This window comes from Serratia sp. CoH_122_TC_1, from assembly GCF_058191755.1.
In genome coordinates this window covers 124,277-137,130 of the sequence record NZ_JBXWLA010000005.1, presented here as the reverse complement: position 1 = coordinate 137,130, position 12,854 = coordinate 124,277, and the positions used below count along the sequence as shown (strand labels likewise).

Genomic DNA, 12,854 nt, shown 5'->3' with positions numbered 1-12,854 from the left:
CTCCCTGCCTTACGTCATCCGATATGCCCTGCTTACGTGCAGCTGCAGCGTTGTTGGCTGCCGCTCCACGTAATTTGGGTACGTGATTAACCCACCAGTTTTTTGGTCATCGCCAGCAAGGTTTTAACGTCCTGCGGGCGCGTGTTGCCTGTGGCCGCATCAATGATTGAGCTGTAGATATGCGGGATCACACGTTTCACGCCGGCAGCCAGTGCGATCTCGACGATCGGCTCGAAGTTTTCCAGATCGATACCGCCAGTCGGCTCCAGCATAAAGTCATGTTCAGCACAGGCCTGGGCCACATACTGATATTCTTCTTTGCATGCCAGCCCGCCCATCGGGAAATACTTGATCGAACTGCCACCCATGTCTTTTAACAGGGCAATCGCGGTTTCCACCGGTACAATACCGTCCGGCGCAGACGCACTCAGTGGACCGGTGGAGATCTTCACCCAGCCGACGCGGCCGGTCGGTGAAACCAGACCGTTCACCACGCTGTCGTGTTGCCCCAACAATGCGCGGCTGGCACCGACACCGGTAAACACCTGGTTTACGTGCTGCGGTTGCACCCGTTGAGAGATCAAACTCACCATCGTCGATTGTTTCGGATCGCCCGCGCCCAGCCCCACCGACAGCGCATTCTCGATTAATCGCGCATAACGCTGCATGTCAGCAACCGCGCTATCAACGTCCGGATAATTCTTGGACAGAACGCCCACCAGTACATGCCCTTCCGCCGCCGCATAAATGTCCTGCGCATTGTCTTTCGAGCCGGCCAATACGTTTAGGCACACACGGTCACGATAGTAGTTAGGTTGCAGCTTCATGCTTGTTTCTCCGTAAACAGATTTTTAATACAGGTGAAGACAGTCATCAGTTGTTGCTGGTCAACGCTGCGCACATCCACTTCAATCTTGCCTTCGTTTGCCTTATAACCACGGAAGTAGATAGCGATATCGCCAGTTTTCAGCGCCTGTACGATGTCGTAGGTCGAACGCCCGAGCACAGCCTCATCAAAGGTAATTTCCGCTCGTGCGATATCGCGACCGGCACTGTCCCAAACGGTTTTGGCACTGATACCGCTCAGGGTGTTCAGGCTATCGATAAACGGCGTCATTCTTTCGACCATTTGCTGACCGGTAGTTTTCTCCAGCGTCAGGTAGCTTTCTATCGCCTGAGTCAGACCGAGAATGCCCTCTTTGCCGACCTTCATCGCTCGGCCGATGCCGCCGGATTGCAGCTTCACCCATTCAACGTACTGTTTCTTACCGATCACCAGACCGCTGGTTGGGCCTTCGATGGCTTTGGCGCCGCTGTAAATCACCAGATCGGCTCCCATTTGGGAGTAACACAGCAGATCTTCTTCCGCTGCGGCATCAACGATAAGCGGCAGGTTATGTTTGCGTGCCACCACAACCGCCTGCTCAACGGAAAGAATGCTTTTCTGCACACAGTGATGTGATTTGATGTAGAGAATGGCCGCGGTTTGCGGCGTGATGCAGGCTTCAAGCTGCTCAGCAGAGCATTCATTGGCGTAGCCCGCCTCCACGACTTTACCGCCGCCCAGCGCCACCATGGTGTCGACCGGCGCACCAAAGTTAACGTTATGGCCGCGCGGCAGTACAACCTCACGTGGGACGGTAATAGGTGCTGAGTGCAGGTTCACCAGCAGGTTGGTGTTGTCTTTGACGATCAGCGCCGCCACCGACTGGGCGATGCCCGCGGAAGCGCAGGAAACGATCACCGCAGCGTCAACATTCAGCAGGTTGGCGATGTAAGCACCGGTCTTGTCGACCAGATCCTTGATTTCGAAATAGTGATTCAGGCCATAGTCAACGGCGTCAACGACATCCTGGCGCGGCGTGGACACACCGAGCATAGTCATGCGGCCGGAAGTGTTAATTACCTGTTTTAAATTATATTTTTCATAAATTGAAGACATGAGCGGCTTTCCCTTCATCGGTTAATAGGATTTCCCCGGCCACCACCGCGGCCAGCGGAACCAGCAATTGTTGGCCCGTGGCCGATTGCCCGTCTGAATCGGCAAACACCTGTGGCCCTTGGCGGAGTTCAAACAGGGTGAAATCAGCGTCATAGCCCGGTTCCAGCCGCCCTTTGTGGGCCAGATGCAGCGCCGAGGCGGCGTTTTCCGTAACGCAGGCGATCACCTGCGGTAGGGACAGCCCGACGCTGAAGAATTTGGACATCACCATCGCCAGGCTATGTACCGGGCCGGCGATACGGTTGCGGCAGTAGATATCGGAGCTGATGGTGTGCGGCAAAATGCCAAGCGCAATCGCCTGCCTCGCCACATCAAAGCTAAAGCTGGCCGTACCGTGGCCGACGTCGAGCAACACGCCACGTTTCAACGCGCGCTGAATGGACTCACGCAGCGTACCTGCAGGCGTCAGAATACGGTTCGGCTTGCCGTTGTAGCAGTGGGTGATAATGTCTCCACGCGTCAACAAATCGGCTATTTCATCCAGATCCGGCGGGTTATTACCGATATGTACCATCAACGGTAATTGGTTATTTTCCTGTTGGATCTCTTTGGCAAGCACCAATGGCCGCGTGCCATTTTGACCGACGACGCTGCTGCTCATGCGCGCCTTTATGCCGATGATAAAACCCGGGTGCTTACCGATCGCCTGGCTGACTTTTTGCTTATCGATATCGGCCAAATCGGCCAGTTCGTTTTGCCGTAACAAGCCGATGCGTGAAATATTCAGAAAGGCGAAAACGTTGGTTTTAACATTGCGCGTCAGCGCATAGAACGCCTCGACATCATCGGTACCGGTACTACCAGCATCGATCACTGTCGTGACGCCGCAGGCTGTACCAACCAGATCCGGCTCGTCATGGTAGATCGGAGAAGAAGGGTAACAATGGACATGAGAGTCGATCCAGCCGGCGCTCAAGCGACAGTTGCCCGCCAGATCCAGTTGCTGATGGCCACGGACGTCGTCGGCTAACTGTCCAACCTCGGCAATCTTGCCGCCCTGAACCGCTATATCGACCAGCTGCTCATCCGCCAGTCTGGCACGTCTGATGACTAAGTCATACATACTGCATTACTCCTTTTCAAGCAGGGGAGCGGTGTGCCGCTCCCCGACAATCACACGTGTGATCAAGCGATGGCGACCGGGAAAATCGCCCCTAACAACATCGCGCCGAGGATCGCCCCGCCGGTGATTGGCTTGTTCCAGATATAGAACAACAGTGCGCCTAGCAGTGAACCTATGCCAATAGGAATAGAGGCCGTCATGGCAGACAGGATGATCAATGGCCCCAGGAAACGCCCAGAGGAGTTACCGGCCCCCATCATCACATCTGCCCCGTAGGTGGAGTTGCTCTGGTTGATGGTAAATTTACGCGCCAGGATGATCAGGTAGCCAATTGCCAAACCAATCACCAAACCGGTTATCAGCGACGCAGCAAAGTTGGCGACCGGGAAGATGATCCCCGCACCGAGTAACAGGGCCGGAACCCCCAACCCGACACCGGTTTGGATCGCACCACCGATGTCCAGGATCCCCACCAGCGAGCCTTCGATGATGCGCGCAAACAGGAAGCTGGCACCGAATGCCGCTACAGCACCATAAACACCGGTATCCATGCCGGCACGCAGCATGGAAACGAAGGCGACTTCGTTAAATGCGCCGATGCCATACAGGTAGTACATGTGCGTCCCGGCGAACACGCCGGAAGAGAGCAGGCCAACAAAAATCGGGAATGACCAGTCGGCATACCAGAAGCCTTTTTGGGTTTGTTCTTCCATTTTCCAGCTCCTTATTTACCGCTCAGGGTATTGTGAATGGCGTCAAGCCAGCCCGGTACACCAAGGCTGAAGGACTCGAGGACTTTCATGTCGAAGCCGCGGAAGAAGCCGCTAAGCACGAACAACAGCACAATTACCGCCATCATGATCTTGGTGATTTTGTTCCAGCCGCTTTCTTCGACCCCTTTACCGATCAGGATACCCAGCACCAGACCCGGTACGGCGTTACCCATGATCAACTGCGCCAGACCACCAAAGATGGTGCCCCAGAAACCGGAGCGACGCCCAGCGTCGATCGCCGCCAGCCAGAAGATCACCGGCATCACGGTATTCACCAGCAGGTTAGCGGCCGGCACCAACACTTTAATCGCCGTGACCTGCAGTGCAGCAGGCACTGCAGAGGCCGTGGTATTGAGGAATGCCACCACCAGCATGCCGATAATGCCGCAGGCGATAGCCATTTTTTTCGGGTCGTGCAGCGTTTGCGCCAGATTGCGGTTCTTGACCATCAGCGCAGCAGCCCCCCAGTGCGGGATGATGCGGTGGTCAACGTCCTGCGTGAAGGCCCCCGCCGCCACAGAAGACGCCCAGGCGTTGAAGAAGAAGCCCAGACCGAATGAGAAATGGGAAGCCGGGTCACCCTCACACGAGTTCAGCTCGCCCAGAGTACGGAAAGCGCCCATGCCCTGTGTTGTTGGTGCATGGAACATTCGTGCGGCGCCGGCCCCTACGCCAACCCCCACCAGTCCGCCGATAATAAGCGACTTAAATAAGATGATTAAAAACATCAGTATACCCTTTGATTTATGCTAACGTTTTTATTTCGTGACGAAGACAACTTTTTCTGTATTGATTATTGTCACGTTCACGGTTATTTCCAGAGTAACGGAATAATGCTTTCTTTCGCGCGGTAGAAAGAAGAATAGAAACTTTTCTTTTGTTATTTTCTCTTCCGCTTTTAATACGCTGACATCCTGCGGTTCAATACGCAGCAGAATATTACTGGTGGATTTTAATACCGCGCCCTGCACATTGGCCAAGGCGGAAGCAAAAGCTTTCGCTTTGCTGTCGCCTTTACCCTCCACCTTCACCGACGTTGTATATTGCTCTTTCATTACGGATTGCCGTGTTTTTTAACGTAGGCTTCAACCAGTTTTTGCCCCAGCTCTTCTTTATCCATAAAACCAAAACCTAGCACCGTGCACCCTTCATTGATTGCCGTCACGCCTTCATCAATGGAACGCATACCGTATTTGGCTTTGTAACCGTATTTCGTTTGCGCGGTAATCGCGCCGGCACCGCCACTGCCACAGAAAGAAATCCCCAGCTGTGCGCCTTCTGCTTTCATCACGTCGCCCAGCTTCATGTCTGCCGCTACGCCTGGGATAACAATGGCTTTTCCGCCTGCGTTTTCAATACCCTGACCTACTTTCTGGCCTTTGCCTAAACGATCGCCGATCACTACTGTAATTTGACCCATGGTATTTTCTCCTGATTAATGTAATTCGCTAATAGCTATTGGTTATTATCTTTTGCCACTTCAAAATGCACGGAAAGCAAATAAGCTTCTTCGATCGGCAGAGTGGTAAACTGATCGACCACTCTTTCAGCCATTTGCATTGACTCCGCTGAGATCTCATCAAACAGTGATTTATCAACTTCCGGTAGTGGCTCGCCGGTTATTGAACGCAACACCATAGCGCGAATATGCGACTCCAACATCTGTTGCTGTACCGCATTGGTATAAATACCGTCCTCATTCAGCATGGCGGTAATATCTGACAATACCTGTTCAGTTATCGCCCCGGCCATACTGACATCAGGCTGTTCATTATTTTCTCTCGCAGCAGATCCATCATTCACTTTTCAGTACCCCTAGATCCCAACATGATTCTGTCAATCTCACAGCGCATCACTTGAATAACCCGCCTTCTCTGATGCCTTTACCCTAACCCCGGGACGATTTTCTGTGTAGCGTGTTTTTTTCCAGTTGGAAGTGGAAATTCAGTGAGCATCAGGGATCCATTTCGCAAAATAAGGATTTATTAGATAATTCAATTAAATTACAAAAAGATAACGCCACAAGCTGTTTCCAGTTAGCCCAGCGGCGGTGAAAAGCTTCGTGATCGGGATCTCTTTCTTTTCCCCGCTTAACCGCCTACTATCGGTAAGACAATTCGACATCAACAACACCCCCGCTCCTCTGGCGCGGGGGTGTTGCTTTTGTGTTGTTTTTCCGAATTTATGGGCGCGTGACCCGACGCCTTTTGATTTGACTGGAGAGTGGAATGACCAAGCCAACCATTACTATTAATGAGCTGGATGCGGAACGCCTGGATGCGCTATTGGAACAACCGGCCTTTGCCAACACCGACGTCGCCGCCGCGCTGAACGTCGAACTGGATCGCGCCGAAATCCTGCCGCCGTCCCAGATCCCGGCCAACGTGGTGACCATGAACAGCCGCGTGCGTTTCCGCGATCTGCATACTGCAGAAGAACATGTGCGTACTCTGGTTTACCCGGCGTCGCTGAAAGATAGCCACGAGCAGCTTTCGGTGATGGCGCCCTTGGGCGCAGCACTGTTGGGTATGCATATCGGCAACCAGATTACCTGGCAGTTACCGAATGGCGAAGAAGCACGAATCGAAGTGCTGGAACTGTTGTACCAGCCAGAAGCGGCAGGTGAATACCACCGCTAAGCGGTTATCAGGGCGGTGACGATACCGCCCTTTCTGCGTTTATAGGCTGATGGCGATCAATACCAGGATCAACAACAGCACGTAAATTCTGGCATGCAGCCTGTCATTAACCTTCGGCAACCATTTTTTGGCGAACACAATTCCCATGATACCCGCCGCGACAAGCAACCCCAGAATGGTCAAATTGACATAGCCCAAATATTGGGGCCCAGCCATTTCCTTCCAGCCCAAACCGATATACATCAGTGCGCCAATGATGGCGACCGGGATCGACAGTGGATTGGCCGCGCTCACGCAATGTTTCATCTCGTAGCCATGCCGGCGTAATAAAGGCACCGTTAGTACGCTCCCTCCCACACCGAGCATAGTGGCAATCACCCCGATGAGTGGACCACCGACAAATAGCGTCACCTTAGACAAGGTTGCTCGGGGCGGTTTGACCAAAAACCCCTGCCTGAACAAACAGTCCGCAATCGTTACCAGCATATAAATCACAAACAGGAGCCTGACCACGCCGTCTTCCAACAGGCTTGAGGCGAAGGCCCCCAATGCAGCACCAATAGCGATAAAGTAAATCAGCGGAACAATGGTTTCACGCAACAGATTACCACTGCGCCAGTTGGTGAAGGTGGCGTAACCCGCGTTCAGGATCATCACCGCCGTTGAGGTTGCCACGGCAACATGCATCGCCTGACCCGACTGTTCGCCCGAAGAGGCAACCAGGTGATACACAAAAGGCACCACGACGAAGCCGCCACCGAAGCCGAATAAAATGGTGGTAATGCCGGTAATAAAACCGGCACCAAGAATGACCAACATCTCAATCATGGCTATGCGCCCGAATGAAATCGTCGAAACCAGCAGCGAACTGACCAGCCAGCTCATGGAACTCATCGCCCACAAACAGCGACAGGTAATGGTGGCAAATGGCATCATGGTCGATCAGTTCAATCCCAAGCGCCTCCGCCTGCGCCAGAGCTGGCGCGTCAGGAAATCCCCAGTAACGGTAGTCGCCCTGTAGCTCAACGGCCACCGCTTCCCGCTCGCCCGCCTGCATCAACTGATTCGCCAAAAATGCCCCAGAACGGCACCCCAGCAGCAACATGTTTTCCAAAAATGAAAGGTCATAGCGCAGCTCAGCCGGCTGTCGGGCGATCACCGGACCGGCATCCCATTGCTCGTCCATTTCATGCAGCGTCAATGCACAATTTTTCTCGCCGTTGACCATCGCGCGGAACAGCGTCATGACACCGCGATAATGTGGCAAATCCCCTGGATGCAGGTTCCACAGCAATTTACCGCGCTGGCTGAAGGCCCGCACATAATCTGCAGAGAATTTCTGATAACAACGCAACGAAATGACCGCATCCATATTGCCCAAACTGCTGATGAAGGTTGCATCATTAATGTCGGCAATACGGTGGGCCCTGACTGCTGCTCCGGCCAGGAAAATCTGCGGAGCCTGATAAGCACCCTGACAAATATCTGCATGTCGAGTGACGAACGGAAAGACAAAGTCATTCAATACCTGACGTTCATAGAGACCCAACTGCCGCACTGCCGGTTCTTGCAAACGGCCTGAGGCTTTCACCAGTGGAAAATAAACCGTAAAGGCACATTCCTTGTTTAAGGCGCTAATAACATCCTGGCATGCCAACCAAGAAAAAATATCGTTGCCAACAAATAGCGCTACGTTTTTCATACTGTCGCCTTCTTTGTATTAAATATGCTGTTATTAAAAACTATTTTGCTGATATCTCGGGTAATGGACTCCATTGCCGAGGTATAAAAAAGATCCCCTTTGGCTGGGGCGCCAAGAGAGTACAGGTTTTGTTCATTGCCCTGTTCATCCGGGACTTTTAACGTGATGGGATTACACTTCACACCACCGAATCTATTTTCCTGCACCAGTCCACCCTGAAGAAGCGTGTCATTTAACCGGTTTGGCTTCATTTGATATGAAGGGGCAGTACAATTGAGTAAATATTGAGTATGTACCGTTGCATTGTGGCAGAAAACTTTGAACCCGTTATTATCCTTGTCGATATTTACCACACCGCCAAAGACCCGTAAGCGTTGACACTCTAATCCAGTAATAATTTTATAGGCATTCTTTAAGGGCATAGCGTGCCGATTACGCATCCAGGAAGAATTATAAAAACGCATAAATACTTGTCGGTTATTTTCATCCATTTTAACCCAGGCTTCACACACTGCCGGGTGGATCGCGGCCAGGTAGCTGCAGATATGCTCACGCGCAAAACGTGCCCGATCCAGGCTTTCGGCCAGGTCACGATAACAATCTCTGCCAGCCCCCATAGAGGACAATACCGTCAACCGTTCCGGCCCAGGGTAGTATTGTTCCAGCGCCGCATTAATCATGTGAACTAACTGATGCGCATCGATAGAGTTATTGTTGGCGACAAAACGGATCAATTGCTGCTTGAATCCTGGCGGCGGTGCACGCATTAGCGCGGGTTGAACACTGGGAAACAATCCGGATCGCGACAAAGCCGAGATATCGCTAGCCCCCACCCGCTCAATCAGTTCAATAATGGCATCGATCGCCGTTAGGCTGCAGCCAATCACGCCGATGGCTGAAACAGGGTTAATAGCGGGAAGATCTCGATTCGCCTGATAAGAAATCACGCCATCAATGGGATACAGGCTTTCCGCTTCATTATGCCCTGAGCACAGCACCAGCGCATTCATCTGCTCCGCAACACCATCCGCCGTGGTCAGCAAATATCCCGCAGGATGCGTGCCTATTTCCTCAACTTCTGCGGTAATGAAATTCAGGGTGACGTTACTGTCGGCAGCCATAAAGACCGACATGTCACGGATAAAATCGAGATACTCTTTATAAAGCCAACGCGGCGGGTAACGGTCTTTACTGTAGCGAGGAAAATGCATCGTGATCCAATCTGAAAAATGCGCACGATCAAAAATATCTGCCGACATGTTCTCCGGCGTCATATTTAAAATATGGCTATCGAAATCGCTGCTGTAAGCCATGCCACCGTTAAAACCTTGCTTGTCAAAAACCTTCAGAGAAAGATGTTTACTGCAATTATTAACGGACTTATTCTTAATAAAGTTGTAAACAAAGGAAATGCCAGCTGCCCCACCACCAATCACACCGATCTTACACATGAAATATCACCTTATAGTCACAGCATTAAAAGAAGAACTATTGCTTCAGGTGTGGAATAAAAAAGATAACTTATTCCTTATTAACTTCTTGTATTGTGCAGACGAGAGACCTCGCCCTGCCCCGGCGTTTAAAATAAGAGGGTTCAATCAACAATAAAAATATCTCACTGCCAAGGCAGCGTTATTTCTCTTCCCTGATAGTAAAGTGATGGCGATTGGCTTGCTTTATATGAAGGGCCAACTATCATTGCATTTCGGTCAAAATACTCAACGATGGGGCTTATGCGCAACGTACGTATAGATGACCTCGATCACGTGTCCAGAGCCGTGATCGCCATTGGCACCGATTATCCGTCAGGCCATCTGCTGCCCATGCACTGTCACCGTCGCGCCCAGCTCCTGTATGGCGCGACCGGTGTGATGCACGTGTTTACCCGTCAGGGGAATTGGATTGTGCCGCCGCAGCGCGCGGTATGGTTACCACCGCAGATGCCGCATGAGGTCAGAATGGTCGGTGTCACTACGCGGAGCCTATACATTGAGCCGACGGCTCTACTGCCCAATCAACCACAGGTTTGCCAAGTGGTTAGCGTGACGCCACTGATGCGCCAACTGTTGATGGCAGCCGTCGATATGCCTCTGGAATACGATCCACAAGGCCGGGATGGCGCGCTGGTCAGCCTGTTATTGCATGAACTTGCTCATCTGCAGGCCTTGCCGTTGCATATCCCGCTGCCCACGGACTCACGCTTGGGTGAACTGTGCCAACGTTTCCTGCAACAACCTGACGCCCATGACTCACCGCAGGAATGGGCCGCACGCCTGTACATGAGTATCCGCAGCTTCAGCCGTCTGTTTCGCGCTCAGACCGGCATGTCATTTTCGCAGTGGCGCCAGCGAGCCTGCGTGGTGTTGGCATTGGCCAGGCTGACCGAAGGCAGCAGCGTGACACAGGTCGCTCTGGACTTGGGTTATGAAAGCAGCGCGGCATTTGCAACGATGTTTCGACGCGTGCTGGGACAAGCGCCGTCCTGCTATCTGGCGTCAGAACGGCGCGAAAAGGCTTAGCGGAATTTCTTGTGATTGGCGTCGCGGGTTTGCTTGAAGCCCTGAGCGACTTGCTTGGCTTCAGCCAATTTGCCTTGATTAGCCAGCGCCAGCGATTGATCGATCTGGCCGATCAACGTGTCCAGGCCATGATGGAAATCTTTTATTTCCGGGCTATTGGCCGCTTTATCTTCCAGTTTAGGTGGCTTACTTTGCTTCGCATCCACTGCAGCAGCACGCATATTCTGCAAGCTTTGCTTCATGGTATCCGTGGAGTCGGTGCTCAGCACCGTTTTGTAATTGCCTGCGATGGTATCCATATCGTCGGCCAGATCGGCTGCGACGGCCAGTGAACTGGCACCCAGCAGCGTCAATGCCATAAGCGCTTTCAGTTTGTTCGACATGCTTGCTCACCTTCCAGTTGTACCCAAAAATAATTGGAGTTGCATCAAGGCGGCAAGAACGTGAATCCTCAGAAACTTACTCAAGTAAGTGACTGGGGTGAACGCTCGCAGCCAACACAGATGCGGCTTCAAGTATGACGGGTATATTGTTTTATTTGACCCAGCCTAACCATAGGCAAGGGAGTCGAAAACTGAAACAGAAGATTTGTAAGCAAGGTTAAAAGGGGGAAAGGGGAGTGATACGGCTGGCAACCGGAGCGGCCAGCCGTGGCAGAGATTACTGACCGGCGATTTTCATGTCCGGCAACAACACGGAACCGCACTGGATGTTGCTGCGGGTTTCGATATCGCTGCCCACGCTGACGATGTTACGCAACATATCCTTCAGGTTGCCCGCAATGGTGATCTCGCTGACCGGATATTGGATCTCGCCGTTTTCCACCCAGAACCCCGCAGCACCGCGCGAATAGTCGCCGGTAATACCGCTGACACCCTGGCCCATCAGTTCGGTCACCACCAGACCGGTCCCCAACTGCTTCAACATGCCGGCAAAGTCATCGCCCTGCCCCTTGATTCGCCAGTTGTGGATACCGCCCGCATGGCCGGTGCTGTGCATACCAAGCTTACGTGCCGAATAGCTGGTCATCAGCCAGGTTTGCAGCACGCCATCTTTGACAATGTCGCGGCGTTGGGTACGGACCCCCTCGCTGTCGAACGGCGTGGAGGCCAGCCCTTTCAGCAGATGCGGGTGCTCCTCGATAGTCAGCCAGTCCGGCAGTATTTGCTTACCCAGAGAATCCAACAGATACGTGGATTTACGGTAAACGCTGCTCCCACTGATGGCGCCGACCAAATGCCCGAACAACCCTGTTGCCACTTCAGAAGCAAACAAAACCGGGGCGGTCATGGTCGACAGCTTACGCGGTGCCAAGCGCGACAGCGTACGGCGGGCACATTCCTGACCGACCCATTCAGGGCTTTCCAGATCGCCCATCGCGCGGCCAATGGTGTAGGCGTAATCACGCTCCATGTCACCATTGTGTTCCGCAATCACGCAGCTCGACAGTGAATGCCGGCTGGAACAGTAACTTTGCAACATGCCGTGGCTGTTGCCGAAGACCTTGATACCGTAGTGGCTGTTAAAACTGCCCCCTTCGGTATTGGTAATACGTTTGTCTGCTGCCAGTGACGCCTGCTCTGCTCGTGCAGCCAGCTCGATACCGCGCTCGGCGTCCAGCTCTTCCGGGTGGAACAGGTCCAGATCCGGTGCGTCAAACGCCAGCAGGTCTTTTTCTGCCGGGCCAGCGTTAGGATCTACCGAGGTATAACGGGCAATATCCAGTGCCGCCTGCACGGTACGGGCAATCGCATCCGGGCTGAGATCGGTAGAAGACGCACTGCCTTTACGCTGCTGGTGATAAACGGTAATGCCCAACGCGCCATCGCTGTTGAACTCAACGTTCTCCACCTCGCCAAAGCGGGTGCTGACGCTGATACCGGTAGATTTGGTCACGGCAACTTCTGCCGCATCGGAGCCGGCGCGTGCCAGTTCCAAAGCCTGTGAAACGGCCTGTTCCAGCGCCTTGCGCTGTTCTGCAACTTGAGTGACTACTTTCATCAATCTGCCATACTTAATCAGAAAATCGTTGAGAAAAGTGCCGTGGCGGCGTGGTTGCGCGTGGAGTCACGCGCAAAAATCATGGGATTTATACTTTTGAGTCTAACAGGAACCGCGCGGAATTTCGCATAAAGCCGGCAACCTGTTAGGATTAG

The 12,854-nt window shown here is 52.9% G+C and carries 15 protein-coding genes; 2 read left to right on the top strand and 13 right to left on the bottom strand.

Annotated elements, in window-relative coordinates:
- Positions 1-86: 86 nt before the first annotated feature.
- From dagF to AC2FC2_RS08175, 8 genes are all read right to left on the bottom strand, one after another.
- Positions 87-827: a 2-dehydro-3-deoxy-phosphogluconate aldolase gene (gene dagF / locus AC2FC2_RS08210; RefSeq protein WP_209637135.1), complete on the bottom strand. Its 741-nt coding sequence runs from the start codon at positions 825-827 to the stop codon at positions 87-89.
- On the bottom strand, positions 824-1,942 hold the full coding sequence (locus tag AC2FC2_RS08205) for a DgaE family pyridoxal phosphate-dependent ammonia lyase (protein WP_490659064.1): 1,119 nt from the start codon (positions 1,940-1,942) through the stop codon (positions 824-826). The genes dagF and AC2FC2_RS08205 overlap by 4 nt, the downstream gene beginning before the upstream one ends.
- Entirely contained in the window at positions 1,926-3,065 is a 1,140-nt protein-coding gene (locus tag AC2FC2_RS08200) for an amidohydrolase/deacetylase family metallohydrolase (RefSeq protein WP_490659063.1), read from the bottom strand. Before AC2FC2_RS08200 ends, AC2FC2_RS08205 begins: the two co-directional genes overlap by 17 nt.
- A gap of 62 nt (positions 3,066-3,127) precedes the next feature.
- Complete coding sequence (locus tag AC2FC2_RS08195; RefSeq protein WP_037416299.1) at positions 3,128-3,778, bottom strand: DUF4310 family protein; 651 nt, start codon at positions 3,776-3,778, stop codon at positions 3,128-3,130.
- Positions 3,779-3,789: 11 nt separating this feature from the next.
- Positions 3,790-4,566, bottom strand: a complete 777-nt coding sequence (locus AC2FC2_RS08190; protein WP_012147073.1) for a DUF4311 domain-containing protein — start codon at positions 4,564-4,566, stop codon at positions 3,790-3,792.
- Positions 4,567-4,596: 30 nt separating this feature from the next.
- Entirely contained in the window at positions 4,597-4,893 is a 297-nt protein-coding gene (locus AC2FC2_RS08185) for a DUF4312 family protein (RefSeq protein WP_209637127.1), read from the bottom strand.
- Entirely contained in the window at positions 4,893-5,258 is a 366-nt protein-coding gene (locus tag AC2FC2_RS08180) for an SFCGS family glycine-rich protein (RefSeq protein ID WP_209637125.1), read from the bottom strand. The genes AC2FC2_RS08185 and AC2FC2_RS08180 overlap by 1 nt, the downstream gene beginning before the upstream one ends.
- A gap of 35 nt (positions 5,259-5,293) precedes the next feature.
- Positions 5,294-5,641, bottom strand: a complete 348-nt coding sequence (locus AC2FC2_RS08175; RefSeq protein ID WP_314590645.1) for a glycine dehydrogenase — start codon at positions 5,639-5,641, stop codon at positions 5,294-5,296.
- A 425-nt stretch (positions 5,642-6,066) separates the two neighbouring features.
- On the opposite strand from AC2FC2_RS08175, the gene rnk reads away from it, so the two are divergent.
- Positions 6,067-6,477 (top strand): nucleoside diphosphate kinase regulator, encoded by a 411-nt coding sequence (gene rnk / locus AC2FC2_RS08170; protein WP_209637123.1) that lies wholly within the window; start codon positions 6,067-6,069, stop codon positions 6,475-6,477.
- A 39-nt stretch (positions 6,478-6,516) separates the two neighbouring features.
- On the opposite strand, the gene AC2FC2_RS08165 is transcribed toward rnk, so the two are convergent.
- From AC2FC2_RS08165 to AC2FC2_RS08155, 3 genes are read right to left on the bottom strand one after another with little or no spacing between them, the layout of a single operon-like run.
- Complete coding sequence (locus AC2FC2_RS08165; protein WP_490659062.1) at positions 6,517-7,305, bottom strand: sulfite exporter TauE/SafE family protein; 789 nt, start codon at positions 7,303-7,305, stop codon at positions 6,517-6,519.
- Positions 7,298-8,179 carry a formyltransferase family protein gene (locus tag AC2FC2_RS08160; protein ID WP_490659061.1) on the bottom strand — a complete coding sequence of 294 codons (882 nt, stop codon included), beginning with the start codon at positions 8,177-8,179 and terminating at the stop codon, positions 7,298-7,300. The genes AC2FC2_RS08165 and AC2FC2_RS08160 overlap by 8 nt, the downstream gene beginning before the upstream one ends.
- On the bottom strand, positions 8,176-9,630 hold the full coding sequence (locus AC2FC2_RS08155; protein WP_490659060.1) for an FAD/NAD(P)-binding protein: 1,455 nt from the start codon (positions 9,628-9,630) through the stop codon (positions 8,176-8,178). The genes AC2FC2_RS08160 and AC2FC2_RS08155 overlap by 4 nt, the downstream gene beginning before the upstream one ends.
- Positions 9,631-9,912: 282 nt before the next feature.
- On the opposite strand from AC2FC2_RS08155, the gene AC2FC2_RS08150 reads away from it, so the two are divergent.
- On the top strand, positions 9,913-10,698 hold the full coding sequence (locus AC2FC2_RS08150; RefSeq protein ID WP_490659059.1) for an AraC family transcriptional regulator: 786 nt from the start codon (positions 9,913-9,915) through the stop codon (positions 10,696-10,698).
- On the opposite strand, the gene cybC is transcribed toward AC2FC2_RS08150, so the two are convergent.
- Positions 10,695-11,081: a cytochrome b562 gene (gene cybC, locus AC2FC2_RS08145; RefSeq protein WP_265555889.1), complete on the bottom strand. Its 387-nt coding sequence runs from the start codon at positions 11,079-11,081 to the stop codon at positions 10,695-10,697. The two genes, AC2FC2_RS08150 and cybC, sit on opposite strands and share 4 nt — an antisense overlap.
- 277 nt (positions 11,082-11,358) lie before the next feature.
- The gene (gene pmbA, locus AC2FC2_RS08140) at positions 11,359-12,699 is read right to left on the bottom strand and encodes a metalloprotease PmbA (RefSeq protein WP_404760527.1); all 1,341 of its coding nucleotides are present in this window, start codon (positions 12,697-12,699) and stop codon (positions 11,359-11,361) included.
- Positions 12,700-12,854: the final 155 nt, after the last annotated feature.